This is a genomic window from Cupriavidus sp. 94F1 (assembly GCF_057798875.1).
The window spans coordinates 1-16238 of the sequence record NZ_JBYOJT010000012.1 but is presented as its reverse complement, the minus strand read 5'-3'; the positions used below and the strand labels follow the sequence as shown (position 1 = coordinate 16238).

15 protein-coding genes are annotated in these 16238 nt (G+C 66.8%); 3 read left to right on the top strand and 12 right to left on the bottom strand.

Annotated features, from left to right (window positions below; all coding sequences use genetic code 11):
- Positions 1–194: 194 nt before the first annotated feature.
- The 6 genes from AC3FJ6_RS22875 to AC3FJ6_RS22850 all read right to left on the bottom strand — a co-directional run bounded on the left by AC3FJ6_RS22875 (position 195) and on the right by AC3FJ6_RS22850 (position 7465).
- On the bottom strand, positions 195–2633 hold the full coding sequence (locus AC3FJ6_RS22875) for a penicillin acylase family protein (protein ID WP_488773886.1): 2439 nt from the start codon (positions 2631–2633) through the stop codon (positions 195–197).
- A gap of 99 nt (positions 2634–2732) precedes the next feature.
- Positions 2733–4322, bottom strand: a complete 1590-nt coding sequence (locus AC3FJ6_RS22870) for a sulfite reductase subunit alpha (RefSeq protein ID WP_488773885.1) — start codon at positions 4320–4322, stop codon at positions 2733–2735.
- On the bottom strand, positions 4319–5332 hold the full coding sequence (locus AC3FJ6_RS22865) for an FAD:protein FMN transferase (protein ID WP_488773884.1): 1014 nt from the start codon (positions 5330–5332) through the stop codon (positions 4319–4321). Before AC3FJ6_RS22865 ends, AC3FJ6_RS22870 begins: the two co-directional genes overlap by 4 nt.
- Before the next feature lie 19 nt (positions 5333–5351).
- Complete coding sequence (locus tag AC3FJ6_RS22860; protein ID WP_488773883.1) at positions 5352–6224, bottom strand: DUF4198 domain-containing protein; 873 nt, start codon at positions 6222–6224, stop codon at positions 5352–5354.
- Between the two features lie 23 nt (positions 6225–6247).
- Positions 6248–6769, bottom strand: a complete 522-nt coding sequence (locus AC3FJ6_RS22855) for a DUF2271 domain-containing protein (protein WP_092597077.1) — start codon at positions 6767–6769, stop codon at positions 6248–6250.
- A 42-nt stretch (positions 6770–6811) separates the two neighbouring features.
- Positions 6812–7465 carry a PepSY-associated TM helix domain-containing protein gene (locus AC3FJ6_RS22850; RefSeq protein WP_488773882.1) on the bottom strand — a complete coding sequence of 218 codons (654 nt, stop codon included), beginning with the start codon at positions 7463–7465 and terminating at the stop codon, positions 6812–6814.
- A gap of 374 nt (positions 7466–7839) precedes the next feature.
- Between AC3FJ6_RS22850 and AC3FJ6_RS22845 the strand changes: the two genes are divergently transcribed.
- A complete protein-coding gene (locus AC3FJ6_RS22845; protein ID WP_488773881.1) occupies positions 7840–8394 on the top strand; it encodes a host attachment protein in 555 nt (184 codons plus the stop codon).
- Positions 8395–8482: 88 nt separating this feature from the next.
- Here AC3FJ6_RS22845 and AC3FJ6_RS22840 read toward each other — a convergent pair whose 3' ends face one another.
- Both AC3FJ6_RS22840 and AC3FJ6_RS22835 read right to left on the bottom strand, forming a co-directional pair.
- Positions 8483–8938, bottom strand: coding sequence for a carboxymuconolactone decarboxylase family protein (locus AC3FJ6_RS22840; RefSeq protein WP_488773880.1), 456 nt, complete (start codon positions 8936–8938; stop codon positions 8483–8485).
- A 28-nt stretch (positions 8939–8966) separates the two neighbouring features.
- Positions 8967–9398 carry a cupin domain-containing protein gene (locus tag AC3FJ6_RS22835; RefSeq protein WP_488773879.1) on the bottom strand — a complete coding sequence of 144 codons (432 nt, stop codon included), beginning with the start codon at positions 9396–9398 and terminating at the stop codon, positions 8967–8969.
- Positions 9399–9488: 90 nt separating this feature from the next.
- Here AC3FJ6_RS22835 and pdxR point away from each other — a divergent pair, with 90 nt between their 5' ends.
- The gene (gene pdxR, locus AC3FJ6_RS22830; RefSeq protein WP_488773878.1) at positions 9489–10916 is read left to right on the top strand and encodes a MocR-like pyridoxine biosynthesis transcription factor PdxR; all 1428 of its coding nucleotides are present in this window, start codon (positions 9489–9491) and stop codon (positions 10914–10916) included.
- 19 nt (positions 10917–10935) lie between these two features.
- Here the strand turns inward: pdxR and AC3FJ6_RS22825 are convergent, their stop codons facing one another.
- Complete coding sequence (locus tag AC3FJ6_RS22825) at positions 10936–11472, bottom strand: dihydrofolate reductase family protein (protein ID WP_488773877.1); 537 nt, start codon at positions 11470–11472, stop codon at positions 10936–10938.
- Positions 11473–11485: 13 nt separating this feature from the next.
- Positions 11486–12079, bottom strand: a complete 594-nt coding sequence (locus AC3FJ6_RS22820; protein ID WP_488773876.1) for a PAS domain S-box protein — start codon at positions 12077–12079, stop codon at positions 11486–11488.
- A 275-nt stretch (positions 12080–12354) separates the two neighbouring features.
- On the opposite strand from AC3FJ6_RS22820, the gene AC3FJ6_RS22815 reads away from it, so the two are divergent.
- Positions 12355–13914 carry a methyl-accepting chemotaxis protein gene (locus AC3FJ6_RS22815; RefSeq protein WP_488773874.1) on the top strand — a complete coding sequence of 520 codons (1560 nt, stop codon included), beginning with the start codon at positions 12355–12357 and terminating at the stop codon, positions 13912–13914.
- Between the two features lie 114 nt (positions 13915–14028).
- Here the strand turns inward: AC3FJ6_RS22815 and AC3FJ6_RS22810 are convergent, their stop codons facing one another.
- Together AC3FJ6_RS22810 and AC3FJ6_RS22805 are read right to left on the bottom strand one after the other, a co-directional pair.
- Positions 14029–14727, bottom strand: a complete 699-nt coding sequence (locus tag AC3FJ6_RS22810; protein ID WP_488773873.1) for a T6SS immunity protein Tli3 family protein — start codon at positions 14725–14727, stop codon at positions 14029–14031.
- 14 nt (positions 14728–14741) lie between these two features.
- Positions 14742–16238 (bottom strand): T6SS effector phospholipase Tle3 domain-containing protein (locus AC3FJ6_RS22805; RefSeq protein WP_488773872.1); only part of this gene is annotated, 1497 nt, incomplete at its 5' end.

The following is a 16238-nucleotide window of genomic DNA, read 5'->3' as shown; positions in this document are numbered from 1 at the left end:
CCGCGCGCGGGAGAGGGGAGAAACCCCACGGCATTTCAAGCACCGTCTGTTTGCTCTCACGGCATTTCAAGCACCGTCTGTTCGCTCCCCCGGCATGACGAGCACCGCCGGTTTGCTCCCCTCTCCCGCCATGCGGGAGAGGGGCCGGGGGAGAGGGCGGGCGCCCCCATCCCCAAAGGCAAGACAACAACCCCTCACTGCGGCACCAGTTCCACCCGCTCCTTGCTTTCCTTTTCCACCGCCTTGCGCGAATACACGAGCGGGAAGTATTCACCCTTGGCCCACAGCGGCGCCAGGTCGCGATAGTGCGGGTTGGCCGGATTGCCCGACTGTCCGGGCGTGTTGACCACGCGCGAAGCGTCCCAGTTGCCCACATCCAGCACCATGCGGAACGAAGCACCGGCCGTCAGCTGGAAGTCGCTGTTGCGGTAGCTCGTATTCATCGGCGTGAATGACGACCCGCCGATCGGTCCGGCGTTGACGTCGAACTGCTGGCGCTGCGCCGCATCCAGGATCGGATCGAGCGGGTGGCTGAACACGGCCGTGTGCAGCTTGCCCCATTGCCAGGTCCTGGGGTCGGTGCCGAGCTTCTTCTCGATCTCGGCCATCGCCAGCTTCAGCGTGCTGGTCATGATCTCGTTGCGCTTGTCCACCGTCATCCAGGTGTCGGGCCGCTCCAGCACCGCGATCACGCGGCTGGCATCGCCGGCGCCGACCAGGCGCGCGCCTTCCGGCGACAGCGCGGCCCGCACCACGGCCGTGCGCAGGTGCTTGCTGAACCAGACCTCGAACAGCGCAGCGGCGGCGCTGTCGGCCCGCTCGTTGCCGTCCCAGCCGCGCAGCAGGTCCAGACCGCGCTGCACCTGGGCGTCGCTGCTGTTCAGCGGCTTGACCAGCGCCACCACGCGCTGCGCCGGCAGCGATACCGTGTCGTTCTGCCACGCCATCGAATCTTCCAACGAGCTGCGCGGATTCGCCGCCACCAGCGCCTTCAGCCGGCGGGCCCGCGCGCTGTCGCTCCATTCGTAGCCCACGCCGATCTTCGCGGCCGGGTGATTGGCCGGGATGTTGTTCTCGTTGGCCGTCACCACGTAGCCGGGCGCCGGGTTGAACGCCCACGGCAGCTCGTCCATGTTGCGATAGCCGGCCCACTCGTAGCGGCCATCGCCGGGCACCGGCATCAGGCCATCCCAGTTGGGACGATTGACGGTCAGCCCGCCCGGAATCCAGCCGATATTGCCGGAGCGGTCGGCATAGACCTGGTTCTCGCCCGGCGCGCCCCAGCGGTTCATGGCCGCGCGGAACTGGTCCCAGTTCTGGGCGCGCATATAGTCCATCGAGCCGAAGTACGGCGCCATGCCGTAGTCCAGCCACGCCGCCCGCAGCGCGTAGGCGCGGCCGGTCTTGGCATCGGCGTACAGCACGGGACCATGCCGGGTGTAGTCGATCGTCACCTTGCGGGGCGTGGCTTCGCCCCGCACGGCGATCTGCTCGGTGACGGTCTCCATCGGCTCCCACCGGCCCTTGTAGCGGTATTCGTGCGCCTGGGCCGGATTGGTCTCGTAGACGTAGAGGTCTTCCTGGTCCATGTAGAACCGGGTCAGGCCGAAGGCAATGGTCCCGTTGTGGCCAATCGAGATGCCGGGCAGGAACGGCTCGCCCGCGCCGATGACCGACAATCCCGGCGCATTGAGATGGCTGATATAGCGCAGGCTCGGCGCGCCATGCGCCCGATGCGGGTCGTTGGCCAGGATCGGCCGGCCCGTGGCGGTACGGCTGCCGGCGATCACCCAGTTGTTCGAGCCCAGGCTGCGGCCCGTGTCGCTGTTGGCGTCGACGGTGGCGTAAAGCTGGTCCACCGGGATGTTCTCGGCCTTGCTGGCGCCCTGCGACCACCAATCCTTCGGAAAGCGCGGCGTGGCGGTTGCCAGGTCGTAGGCACGCCGCAGCTCGGCGGCCGGCACGGCGCAGGTGTCGAGCCCTTCGGGCACCTTGGGTTCGACCGCTGGATCCAGTTCGCGGCGCACCCAGTCGGCGCGCACGGCGTTGGGCTTCACGTAGCAGAAGATCTGCGCGCGGTCGATCTCGCCCGTGAAGTTCAGCGTCAGCCCATGGTGGCGGATGCGCACGATGTCTTCGGCGTGCCAGCGCGCAGGCTTGTAGTTGAGGATCTTGAACTCGGGCGGCAGCAGTTCCGGATGCGCCTCCACCTGCGCCACATAGGCGTTCACGCCGGCCACGAAGGCCTCTGCCACGCGCTTGGCATCGGACCCGTAGGCCAGCCATTCGCGATACATGTCGCCCCGGAACAGCACCGCGCGCGCCATGCGGTCGCCTTCCACATAGGCCGGGCCGAAGTCCCGGGCCATTTCGCCCAGCCCGCGCTTGCGCCACAGGTCGATCTGCCAGAGCCGGTCGCGCGCGGCCATGAAGCCCTGCACGTAGAACGCGTCATAGAGCGTGTTGGCGTAGATATGGGGCACGCCCCAGCGATCCACCAGCACCGTGGCCGGCTTTTCCAGGCCGGGCACCGCGAACTTGTCCGGGCCGGCAGCCTGGACGGGCAAGCTGGCGGCGGCCAGCCAGAGGGCGGCAACCGCAGCGCGGCGCCATGGACGGATGGAACGGGACATCGGGACTCCTCGACGGAAACTGACAGCGAGGATAGCGGAATGTGATCGCGGCGGCGATCCTGCGCCGCCGCAAAAAACGCCTGTTGGCGCCGGACGCGGCTAGTAGACGTCGCGCCGGTAGTGGCCGGTGTCGATCATCTGCTGCAGGCGCGCATCGCCCAGGATATCGGCCAGCACCGCGTGCACGCCGCTGGCCATGCCCTGCAGGCTGCCGCAGACGTAGATGGACGCGCCTTGCGCCACCCACGCCGCGATATCGGCCGCGGCCGCCCGCACGGCGTCCTGCACGTAGTGCGGCACGCCGGCGTCGCGCGACCACGCGCGGTCGATACGCTGCAGCACGCCCTGTTCGCGCCACGCCGCAAGTTCTGCCCCGTGGAAGTCGTCGTGCGCGGCGGCGCGCTCGCCAAACAGCAGCCAGTTGCGATGCCAGCCCTGGGCGGCGCGGGTCTTGATCAGCGCCCGCAGGCCGGCCAGCCCGGTACCGTTGCCGATCAGGATCAGCGGCCGGTCGTCGTCGGGCGCGTGGAAGCCGCGATTGCTGCGCACGCGCAGCGCGATATGGGCACCCTCGGCGGCATACCGGGTCAGCCAGCCCGAAGCCAGTCCGAGCGCGCCATCCGCACGCACGGTCTGCCGCACCAGCAGTTCAAGCCGCCCATCGGCCGGCAGCGACGCAATCGAATACTCGCGATGCGGCAACGCCGGCAGCGCATCGACCAGCGCCTGCGCCGCCAGGCCCGCCATCGTCGCCAGATGCGCATCGGGCAGTGGCAAGCGCGTGGCCAGTGCGTCGGCCAGTGTCATCGGACGGCTGTCGCAGCGGACCTGGATCGCACCATCGAGCGACAGCTTGTCCAGCAGCCGCGCCACCGCCTCAGGCGGCTGGCAGGGGCCGACTTCGGCGATATCGCCGGCCTGCCACGCCAGATCGCCGGCGGCTTCCGGCACCAGCGCCAGATGCCAGGCCGGCTGCCCGAGACTGCCCGGGTTCAGCAGCCGGCGCTCCACAAGCTGCCACCGCCCGTAGCGCGGCCGCTCCCAATCTTCGATCTCGGCGCCTCCGCACAGCGCCGACAGATGGTTCTGCCAGTGCCGCAGCGCGCCGGGGTCGCCGTTGTCGACTTCGACCATATCGAACAGCGGCTTGGCCTGATGGCGTTGCAGCCAGCTGGACAGCGTATGGCCGAAGGCGCAGAAGCGCGCATAGCTGCTGTCGCCCAGCGCCAGAATGCCGTAGCGCAGTGGCCGTAGCGCGTCGGGCGTGGTGCCAGACAGCAGCTTGCGCGCAAAGCCCGAAGCCATGTCCGGCGCATCGCCCTCGCCCGTGGTGCTGACCAGGAACAGGGCCTGCCCGCACGCGGCCAGATGCCTGCCATCGAGATCGGCAAACGACAGCAGTTGCACCGGCATGCCCGCGCCCTGCAGCGCCCGCGCGGTTTGCGTCGCCAGTTGCTCGGCAAAGCCGGTCTGGCTGGCGTATGCCACCAATGTCGGCTTGCCCCGGCCATCGTCGGGTGCCGACAGCATCGCGCGTGCCGCGCGGCGCCGCCGGTGTGCGCCCATCACATCGGCGCAAAATGCGATGTAAGCCACCACCACGCCCGCCGCCACCAAGGTGCGGCCGTGCGCCAGCATGGCCAGCGCCACGCCGGCCGCGAAGACGATGCCCCACAGCCAGCGCGTCATGACAGCATCGCCGCGAAGGCCGGCGTGGTGTGTTCGTCGAAGCCGTCCGGCGTGCGCACCAGGAACCGCGCCGCCAGCGCGTGGCGCTGCGCGAAAGCCATGCCGGCCTGGGGTCCGAGCACGGTCAGCGCGGTGGACAGCGCATCGGCCAGCATGCAATCGCGATGGATCACGGTGACCGATGCCAGCGCGTGGGCGGCCGGATAGCCGGTGCGCGGATCGATCGTATGAGCAATGCGTTGCCCGTCCTGCTCGAAGTAGCGGCGATAGTCACCGGACGTGGCCACCGACAAACCCAGCAGCGCAACCAGCGTACGCGCGGGCGCGGTGCCGTCCGCCGTGGGCGATTCCAGTTCGACCCACCACGGCATGCCATCGGGCTTGAGCCCCTGGCCGCGCAGCTCGCCGCCAATTTCCACCAGATGGTGCGCCAACCCTTGCGCGTCGAGATGGCGCGACACGGCATCGACGGCAAACCCCTTGGCGATGGCGCAGAAGTCCAGCGACACCCCGCCGGGCTGGCGCACCCGGCGCCGACCGGCATCGACGTCCAGCCGCTGCCAGCCACAACGCTCCCGCACGTGCAGCACGTCGTCCACCGACGGCGTGGCGGCACGCCGCCCTGCCGGACCGAAGCCCCACAGGTCCACCAGCGGGCCAGCGGTGGGGTCATAGGCGCCGCCGCTGTCGCGCGCCGTCTGCAACGCGGCCTGCAGCACGCCGAAGCAATCGTCGGGCAGCGTGACCCAGCAATCGGCGGCGGCATGGTTGAAGCGCGACAGGTCCGACGCATCCGACCAGTTGCTCATCTGCGCGATGACGCCATCGAGCACGGCGCGGATGCCGGCTTCGATCGCCTCGCCCCGGTCGCCGGCCTGCGCCGGCGCCAGCACGGCACTGACCGACCACGTGGTGCCCATGGTGTCGCCCGCCCATTGCCGCACCTGCCCCGCCGGAACGGGCGACGGCGGGGGCGCGGCCAGCGCGACGGGGATCAGCACGCGGTGCATGGTCAGTCCGGGGTCGTTCTTATTGCGGCAGCACTTCCACGGTCACGGCGTACGTGGCACGGCGTGCCTTGGCTTCCTTGATCGACGTCTTGTCGTCGCGGGTCTCGGCTTCCATCCAGTACATGCCCGGCGCCGGATACTTGACGCTGAACTTGCCGTCCGCGTCGGTCGTGGCCTCGATCTCGTTCAGGCGGTCGCGGTAGCGGATGCCGCCCGGCACCACCGACACCTTCTGGCTGGCAGCCGGCTTGCCGTCGAGCAGCAGGCGGAAGCTGGCCGTTTCACCGGCGATCAGGTCGTTCGGATGGGTGATCGGCGCCAGTTCCAGGCCCTTGCCCGTGGTGTTCAGCACCTGCCGGGTCGGACGGCCATTCGTGACATAGGTCTCGATGCGGCCGGCGATTTCGTTGACCTGTAGGTCCTGCGCGCCGGCCGGCACGTTCTTCGCGAACGTATCGGCGGCACCGCGCCAGCGCTTGGTCTGGCCGTTTTCCTTCCAGCTCGCGAACACCCCCTGGTTGACCACGGCCACGCGATAGGTGCCAGGCTGGGTCAGGTGCAGGTCGAACGTGCTGCGGTACTTGCCGGTCGATGCGTTTTCCGCCGATACGGCGGTCTTGCCATCGGGCGCGGTCACGGCCAGGTTGTCCAGCCGCATCGGCACGTGTTCGAAGTAGAACAGGTCGTTGGACACCGCGGCGTCCACGGTCACCCAGGCGTCCTTCTCCGACAGCACGGTGGCCGACGGCAGCAGCCACTGGCGGTGCGCGTGAGCGGCCAACGGGGCCAGCGCGGCCAGCGCCAGGACGGCGAGGCGGGTGGAAAGACGGCTGGAAAAGCCGGCAGAAGTGCGGGCAGGAAGGCTGGCGGCAATGCGGGCAGGCTTGGTCATGGTCGGACTCCGTTCGGTTCGCATCAAGGTTTGACTTCGACGGTCACGCCGCCGAGTTCGTGTTCGCCTTTGGCGCTGGCGGTCTGGGCGGCCTTGGCCGGCCACGAGAACGGCACGCGCACCAGTTCGCGGCCGCCCACTTCGCGCGCGGCTTCGACCACCAATTGGTAATCGCCGGCCGGCAGCTTGCCCAGCGGCGCCTTGCCGTCCTTGAAGGTCAGCGCATGCTCGCCCGGCGCGCGCGTGGCGCCGGACACGCCATCGGCGGGCATCTGCATGTCGCGGCCGGCCTTGCGCCACCACTGGCGCATGTCCTTGAGCCACTTCGTGCCCTCGCCTTCCTTGTTCTTGGCGTCGTACCAGACCGCCAGCGTCTGCACGGGGCTCTGGTCGGCGCGCTCGATCCACATCGCCACGTACGGACGGTGGTATTCGGCCACGTTCAGGCGGGGAATCTCCACCTTGACGTTCAGGTCGGCGGCCATGGCGGGCGCCAGCGGCGCGGCGGCAAGGCCGGTCATGGTGACGGTCAGGAGTCGGCGCATTGTCAAAACTACCTTTCTCGATGGAATGGGAAGTGAAGCGGATCAGTGGATGTACAGGATGGCCAGCAGCAGCGGAATCACCAGCCCAGCGCCCACCAGCGGCCACGTGGCCACGCGGCCCGACGCGTGCAGCTTCAGCAGGAACAGGCCAGTCACGCTGAACACCACGCAGGCGACGGCAAAGACGTCGATGAACAGACTCCACGCCCGGCCCGTGTTGCGGCCCTTGTGCAGGTCGTTCAGGTACGAGACGGCACCGCGCGAGGTGGATTCGAACTGCACCTCGCCGGAATCGAGCGCCACGCTGACCCAGGCATCGCCGCCGGGACGCGGCAGGCCCACATAGATTTCATCGGCCGACCATTCGGCGTCGCGCCCGGCCGCATCGACATCGAGCGTGCGGGCCAGCCAGTCGGCCAGCGCTGGCGGCACGGGCCCCTTCTGGTTCTTTCTGTCGGCGCCGGCCGGCATGGCGCTGCGCAGCGCACTGACCACATCGCGCGGCGCCGTCTCGGTACGCGTGACAACCTGGGGCCTGGCCTCGATCTGGCCCGCGTGGTTGAGCGTGAATCCGGTCATGGCGAACATCAGCATCCCGATCAGGCAGATCGCGGAACTGATCCAGTGCCACTGGTGAAGATGCTTGAGCCAGAACGCGCGGCGCTGCTGGCCGGAAACTGGCGCGGTGTCGGTCATTCGGATGCTGGAGACGATGCGCGGGGTGCGCCGGACGGCGCGCCATCCGCTGCGGAAAACTGGCGATGACATCACAATGTCGCCGCGGGTCGGAAGGATGATAATTGTTCTCATTTCACGCGGCAACCATGGCCGGCTGCGCGGTGGGGTGTTTTGGTTACGGTTGATTACGCTGGCGCCGCTGACGAATCCGTCTGGCGCTAGCCAAGCTGTCGGCAAATCTTGCGTCGCTGCCGGTCGAACCTGCAAACCCTGGCGCGCTTGCCCACATAGCGGGCGCGCACGCGCGGTGCCGGCGGGCCAGCCGGGTGGCGTGGCGTTTGCAGGCCTTCCCTCCACGGGCCTGATTCCCAGGCCGCAATCGGAGACATCTCATGAAAACAGTCTGGATCCTTGTTGCGGACGAGGGTGTCGCGAGGATAGTCGCCGCGCGCGGCGACAATGCGCGGCTGGAAGAGGTCGAGAAGATCACCGATGCCGGCGCCCACGCGGACAATGCCGATCTGAGGCGCGACGCCTACGGCCGGCGGGCGCAGGCGTCCGTTCAGGGCGATGCCGGCCACCCCGGCGCACACGCAGGCCGCATGGCCACGGTGGTGTCATCGGCGGGCGAGGACGAGATTCACCAGGAAGCGCAGTTGTTTGCGCGCCGGGTGGCGAAGATGCTGGAAGACGCCCGCAGCAAGCAGCGATTCGACGAACTGGTGGTGATCGCGCCGCCCCGCTTTCTGGGGCTGCTGCGCAAGGCCTTGCCGCAGTCGGTAAGCGATGCCGTGACGCGGGAACTGGGCAAGGACTATTGCCAGCTTCCTGACCAGGACCTGCAGCAGCGGATGGCCGACGACGGCATCATGCCGGCACGCCGCGATCCGCGCATCGGCACCGGCCAGGGCGGCGGCAATGCCATCGGCAACCTGCCGATGCGGTAGGCCCTGCCGACTGCCTGACGAACGCCCCGGGGCGCGCCGTGCCAAGCGCCCCGGGGCAGCCTGCTTCAGGGCAGCAAGGCTTCAGCGCTCAGGCCCCTGCCGCCGGTGCGGGCTCCGGCCCGCGCCGGAAGCTGATGGCCAGGCGGTTGAACGCGTTCATCAGGCCGATGGCCATGGTCAGGTCGGCCAGTTCCTTTTCGCTGAAGGCCGCTGCGGCCACATCGAAATCGGCATCGGGCACATGGGTATCCGCCACGCGCGTCACCGATTCGGCCCAGCGCAGGGCCGCCTTCTCGCGGTCGCTGAACAGCGCGCCCGCTTCGTACCAGGCCGGCACCAGCGCCAGCTTCTGCGGCGACACGCCCTTCTTGATCAGGTCGCGCGTGTGCATGTCCAGGCAGTAGGCGCAGTTGTTGATCTGGCTGACGCGCAGGTAGACCAGGTCGACGAGCACGTCTTCCAGCCCCGACTGCATGATGTAGCCATACACGCCCCCGAAGGCCTTCACGCCGTTCGGCGCTGCCTTGGTGTAGTCCAGTCTCATTTCAGGCTCCTTGTCCGTTGGTGCGGGATCACTGTTCGTAGGTGGTCAGGTTCTTGTCGTCGGTGTCGACGACAAACACGGCCAGCAACCTGGCCGGCTCGGTCTGGCTCGCGTTGCGGCTGACCGGGTGGCGCGCGCCGGGCGCCTCGTAGAACGATTCGCCGGCCTTGTAGACGCGCTCGGGTCCGTCGTTCACCTTGCTGGCGATGCTGCCGGACACCACATAAGCGTAGATGAATGCCGATCTGGCATGCACGTGCGGCTTCGACGCCCCGCCCGGGGCATAGTCGACTTCCACGGCCACCACGGACTTGCCCGGGATGTTGGGAATCGCGTGCGAAAAGTTCGGCTTGACGCTTTCGGCCGCGCCGTGGTCTGTCGTGCCGTGTGCGAGGGCCGCGCCGGTGAACGCCAGCCCCGCCGCAGCAAGGATCGATACAAATAGCTTGCCGGGTTGCATGTTTCTCTCCTGGTTGATGGATAGAATCATGGACGCCCGGTAGTGCAATCGAAAGAACCAAAAACAGCAAATTTCGCTGTACCAGACCCGATGACGCCCCCGCTCCCCCTGCAGCTTGACCTGAAGCTCGACCGCCAGTCGCCGACGTCACTGGCCGAGCAGATCCGGCTCGGCATCGTCAGCGCCATCGAAGGCCAGGTGCTGGTGCCGGGCGCCCGGCTGCCGTCCTGGGTGGATCTTGCGGCACAGCTAGGTGTCGCGCGCGGCACGGTGAAGGCCGCCTATGAACGCCTGGTGGATGCGCAGTGGCTGGTGTCGTCGCGCGCCGGGGGCACGCGCGTCGCCGACCTCGCGCCGAAAACGCGCCACGTGGCCGACCCCGGACGGCCCGTCCAGACCGATCTGCAAGCGGCGCTGTACCAGCATTTCCTGCCGGGCCCGGCGGTATTCCAGATGGGCGTGCCGGCATCGGACTGCTTTCCGGCCACGCTGTTTGCGCGCTTGCGGGCCCGTGCGGCGCGTGACGAGATCGAGGCGCCGGCGTCCTATCCCGATCCGCGCGGCGAACAGGCGCTGCGACGCGAGATTGCCGCGCATCTGGCGCTGGCGCGCGGCATCGCCTGCCAGCCGTCACAGATCTTTATCGGGGCCGGCTTCACCGGCGCGCTTGGCGTGGCCTTGCGCGTGATCCAGGCGCCGGGGCGTCAGGCGTGGGTGGAAAACCCCGGGTTCATGCTCAGCCGCAACGCGCTGGCGATCGCCCAGTTCACGCCGGTGCCGGTGCCCGTGGACGCGGACGGCATGGACGTCGGCCATGGCGAACGCCACGCGCCCGAGGCCGCGCTGGCGATGGTCACGCCGGGCCAGCAGGCGCCGCTGGGCCCCACCCTGTCACTGGCGCGCCGGATGCAACTGCTCGACTGGGCCAGCCGCGCCAATGCCTGGATCATCGAGGACGACTATCTGGGCGAACTCCAGCTCAGGCGCCGCGCCGCGCCGGCCCTGGCATCGCTCGATCGGGCGGGCCGCGTCATCCATATCGGCTCATTCAGCAAGACCATCAGCCCGACCCTGCGGCTTGGCTTTGCCGTGGTGCCGCCCGGTCTGGTCGGGCAGTTCGAGGAAGCCGTGGCCTGTCTGGGGTCCGCGCCGGGCCCCGCCGTACAGATGGCCACCGCCGCCTTCATGCGCGACGGGCACTACCTGCGGCACCTGCGGCGCATGAAGCGCATTTATGCGGCACGGAGCCAGACCCTGCTCGACGCGCTGGCGGCGCGGCAATTTCGTGCCTATCCGGCCGGCCTGGCGGTGGTCGTGCAGTTGCCCGATGGCGCCGACGACCGTCGCATCGCCCGCGAGGCCTATGCCTACGGCATGGCCCCGGCACCGCTGTCGGGGTTCTATTGCTCGCCGGACACACAGCGCGCCGGGCTGCTGCTCGGCGTGGCGACCGCGATCGAGCATCAGGTGCCCAATGCCTGCGATCGCCTGGGGCAGCTGATCGATAAATTTGCCTGACGCCCGGCGCCCGCCGGCCTTAGCGCAGCACGCGCCAGGTGGATTGCACCAGCCCCGACGGGAAGTGCCGGCTCGATGCGAGCGCGAGCCCAATGTCGCGCGGCAGGGCGCCGAACAGCGGGCGGCCCGCCCCGATCAGCACCGGCACCGTGGTGACCACCATGTCGGCGATCAGTCCGTCGCGCAGGCACGACTGAATCAGCTGGCCGCCATCGACATAGACGCGGTGCACGCCCTGCGCCGCCAGTTCGGCAAACGCCTGGGTAGGCGTGGCATCCGAAAACCGGAACTTGCCCTGCAGATGTGCAGGGACCGGCTGGCCCGCCAGTTGCCGGGACAGGACGAGCACGGGCCGGTCGTAAAACCAGTCGCCCATCGTCAGCACCTTCTCGTAGCAGCCCCGCCCCATCACGATCATGTCCTTGTCGGCGATGAAGTCGGTGTAGCCATGGTCTTCGGCGGGATCGTCCCGCTCCAGCAGCCAGCCGATGTCGCCGTCGGGCCGTGCGATATAGCCATCGAGGCTGGTGGCAATGAAAACGTGTCCAGTCGTCATCAAGGTTCCGTTGTTATTCGAAGGGTGCGTCCAGCCCGCGCAGGCACAGGCTCATCAAGCCCAGCCGGCCCGGCACGCCCAGCTTGCGAAACACGCTGAGTACCAGCGCCTGGGTTCTGGCCGCGCCAAGGCCCATGCGGTTGGCGATCTGGCGTTCGGAAGCGGCGGTCAGCAGCAGCACCAGCACGTCGCGCTCGACGGGCTCCAGCACGCGGAGCAGATCGCGCGCCAGCATGTGTTCGCAGGCCGGTTGCCGCAACGCCGTGACATCGCGCGCGAAGCCCATGCGCAGCTGGTGCGCGTCGAGCCAGGGGGCCTGCCAGGCCAGATAGATCGCCCGGCCGTCGCGATGCTGATAGCGGTTTTCGAAGCCTACCCGATCCCGCCCTGCCAGCACCTGCGCCGCTTCCTTCAGCGTACGGTCCCGGTCGCCAGGCAGCACCAGTTCGATGATGGGTTGTCCGATGACATCGGACCGGGCGAAGCCCAGCGTGTCCGCGCACCGGGCATTGACGTAGCGGACGATACCGCCCCGGTCCACCAGGAACACGGTGTCCTGCGCGTGATCCGCCAGGGCGAGGATAGCGTCTTCGGTCAATCGCTCCATGCCGCTCTCTGTGCCCGCCGCTTGCTTTCACTGCGTTGTGCCGATCCGCAGTACCTGCGTCAGATTCGACGAATATGGAGATACTGCCATAGCCAGACACCGCCCGGGTAGCCATCGGCCGCGCAGGCATCAGAAAGCGGCGCCCTCTCCACTATTCCCATATTGGTATCAATCCTCAGTCAAGTTTCGGCTTTGGGTGGCCGTTAGCGCCGCTCATAGAGAGGACGTCTCGAAAAGCGCCCCGACGATCAACGAAGCGAAATGGAGGAGATGGGATGTTGCAAGAACTGAGTCTGAGAAAGAAGCTCATGCTGCCGCTGGTGCTGAGCTGGGTCTGCCTGCTGGCCATCACGTTGTGGAACGTCTGGCAGATGCGCGAGCAGCGGCTGGAGGATCGCAAGGTCGCGCTGGAACAGGTGACCGACACCGCCAATTCAGTGGTTGCCGAATACGAGGCCATGGCCCGCGCCGGCAAGCTCAGCGCCGAGGACGCCCAGAAGCAGGCCATCGACCGCGTGCGTGCCATGCGCTTTGGCGCCGACGGCTACTTCACCATCATGCGCTCCGACACCGTGGTGCTGATGCATGCCATCAAGGCCGAACTCAACGGCAAGAACATGGCCGACACGAAGGACGCCAACGGCGTCTACCTGTTCCGCGACATCGCGCAGATCGGCAAGACCACCGGCAAGGGATTCATCGAATACCTGTGGCCCAAGCCCGGCGCCGACGCCCCGCAGCCCAAGCTCAGCTACACGCTGAACTTCAGGCCGTGGGACTGGAACTTCATTGCCGGCCTGTACCTGGACGACATCCAGGCCGAATTCCGTACCGCGCTCTGGAAGGCGCTGGGCTGGCTGATTGCCGTGGGCGCGTTGATGAGCGTGGTGATGGTGCGCATCTCGATCAGCCTGCAGCGGCAACTGGGCGGGGAGCCCGCTTTGACCTCGCGGATAGCCGCGCGCATCGCCGACGGCGACCTGGGCACCCACGTGGAAACCGCCCCGCACGACCGCGACAGCGTGCTGTACAACATGCAGCAGATGCAGGCGCGCCTGACCGGCGCCATCGGCCAGATCCGTGGGTCGGCCGATTCCATCGCCGGCGCCGCGCGCCAGATTGCGGCGGGCAACGTCGACCTGTCGCGCCGCAGCGAGGAACAGGCCGCCTCGCTGGAACAGACCGCCGCGAGCATGGAAGAACTGACCAGCACCGTGCGCCAGAGCGCCGATAACGCGCGCCAGGCCGCGCACCTGGCCGAAGGCGCGTCGGACATCGCCGTGCGGGGCGGCGAAATCGTGCACAAGGTGGTGGAAACGATGGGCGAGATCAAGGCAGCGTCGGGCAAGGTGGTGGACATCATCGCCGTGATCGAGGGCATCGCCTTCCAGACCAACATCCTGGCACTGAACGCGGCCGTGGAAGCCGCCCGCGCCGGCGAGCAGGGGCGCGGCTTTGCGGTGGTGGCCGGCGAAGTGCGCAGCCTGGCGCAACGCTCCGCCACGGCTGCCAAGGAGATCAAGGGCCTGATCGACAATTCCGCGCAGCGCGTGGAAGACGGCGCCACGCTGGTGGAAGGCGCCGGCAAGGCCATGGAGGAAATCGTCAGCGCCGTGAAGCGCGTGACCGACCTGATGGGCGAAATGCGCGCGGCCACCGAGGAACAGACCGGCGGCATCGAGCAGGTCAACCAGGCCGTATCCCAGATGGACCAGATGGCACAGCAGAACGCCGCACTGGTGGAAGAAGCCACAGCGGCCGCCGCATCGCTGGAAGACCAGGCCGATGCCCTGCACCGCGCCGTAGGACAGTTCCGGTTGGCGGGAGCGTTGTAGGAAGGAGGAAGTCCAAAGAGAAACGCGAGAAAGCTGTATAGCGTTATAGCGTTTTAGCCAGACTTGCCGGCCCGGAGCGATGCGGGCCGTTTTGTTTGGTGTCTGGCGGGCGGGTTATTTCGACGTTGCCGGCAGGTTGGTGGGGCGGATCGAATCGTCGCAGGCGATGTATTCCTGGCCTGAAGGTGTGCGGACGCCTTTCAGGTAGTCGGGGCGCGATGACGCCCTGAACCGTTCATATCGAACGCCCGGAGCAGATTCTTCTACGATGTCATGACCCGGAAGAATCGGATATTGGATAACGGAATAGTCCGAATACCATTCTTTTGAAATGTAGATGCGATCTGACGTGGCCGTGAAAATATACCTCCTTGACGCCTCATAAGGTCTGGTAGTTGTCATGTATATCGCGCCGCGAAATGTACGCCCACCGTCCGACGAATAGATGAACGAGATATTGCATCCTTTCTCGCACATACCCTTCGGGGTGTACGACGAAGGAATCACGACAATCTGTCCCGTAGGGTCCGCGTTGATCAGGCGCCCTTGGTAGTTTTCAATGCCGTAGCGCCCAAGCCGTGTGCGAATGCCCTGCCGTGGGTCGTTGTAATACGTCGTGCCGTGGTGGCAGTCCTTGTAGTTTTCCAGCGAGATATAGCGGTGGTCGTCGAACCAGTAGATGGCTTGTGGGGGGACGTCGTAGTCGGGGGGAGGCGTCGCCAGGCGCCAGTTCTTCTGGGCGCAGCCGGTCAGCAATACGGCTGTTGCCACACCGATGCACAAATACATTGATTTTCGTTTTTCGTGTTTCATCGCGATTCCTGATTTCAGTTTCCCAAATCCCAACGCGGCTTTCTGGTCTGATTTTCGGCTGCAGCACGCGCCGTGGCGTCCTTGACCGTATCCCTGTCGATGGCCGCTGGCATTTCCGGTCTCAGCAACACGCCCGAATCAAAATAGTTGTCAGTGAAGTGCGTCCAGTCGGCGTCATGCATCAGCCCGATCCAAAACTCGCGGTCTTCGAAGGCCTCGCAAAATCCAATGGGCAGGTCGTAAGCCACGATCCGCCGCATGAGCTCCGTGTGTTCGGGCAGCGTGCTGTGGTCGGGTGGTTCGGGCTTGTGCCGGCGGAACCGATCCCGCGCCTCTTCAGCCGATTCCAGCGTTCGAATCGGCCGGTCGCCGCTGTAAATGTCCTGGCCGCGATTTTGGTAACTCGGCTCATAAATCGACTCGAAATACGGAAACTCGGGCTTGAAATACCGGCCCGTGTCGGGATCGATTTCCCCCATGGCCCGCACATCATCGTCCGTAACGGCCTTATCGAAATTCGCGGTCTCCTCAGGCGTCAACGGATTTGCCACGGCCTCGGCATTGACGGTGACCATTTGATCGGGATGGGGCACCGTCCACAGTTTCATGGCGTTGAAGAGCGGGCCGCGATTCCCATCCCAGAACGGCTTCGTATTATTGGGGTCCCAGTGGCTGCCGTATTTCATGTCCGGCAGGGTGCCGAACCGCTTGATGCCGGGCGCGTCGCCGCATGGCGTCAGGCGAGCCAGCATGCGCTGCTTGACCGTATCGCCCAGTTCGGCAAGCAGGTCGTCCGGTAGCCCCTGCCATCCGATGCTTTCCAGCGTCGTCAGGCCCATGACGCGGTCGTGCGGGCTGAAGTAGACATAGACCCGCCCGTGGTTGTCGCGCTCGCTCACCGTCGGCGTGATCTCGCTGAAGGGGCGCCAACGCTTGCCATTCCGGCCCCTGCCAACCCGCTGCTGGACCAGCAGTCGGTCGTCCAGCAGGCGCCTCTCCGCCTTGATCCGATTGGCGAAATTACGAAACGTCTGCACGCGCGCTGCCTCGGAAGGGCGGGCATCGCTCCATGTCGCGCCATCCGCGAGCTTGTCGTCGAGCGCGTAGGGCGAGTTCATCAGGAACAGCGCGTCAGGTGCCCGTGTCTTGCAAAGCGCCGAGGCTGCCAGGGCAATCATCGTGCCCTGACTGTGCGACATCACCGAAATCGTGTCGTGCGGATGCTTTGTACGGATCTTGTCGATCAGGTTGGCCAGCCGCTGCGCGGCATGGGGGTAATAGTCGCGCGGCGGTGCGTCCTGCAACTGCCGCTCTGGCTCCGAATTCATCGCCTCCAGATCGACGAAGCCCATGAGGTTGCGTTTGAAACCCAGACCGTTCCACATTTGCTGGAGGCTGTTCGTACCGTTCTGAAACGCACCGCCGCCCCAGAACCATGGTCCGCAATCGGCTTCCTTTCGTTTCCAGAAGTCAGCGCCAGCGATATTGCGTAGTGGAATCTTGAAGCGGCC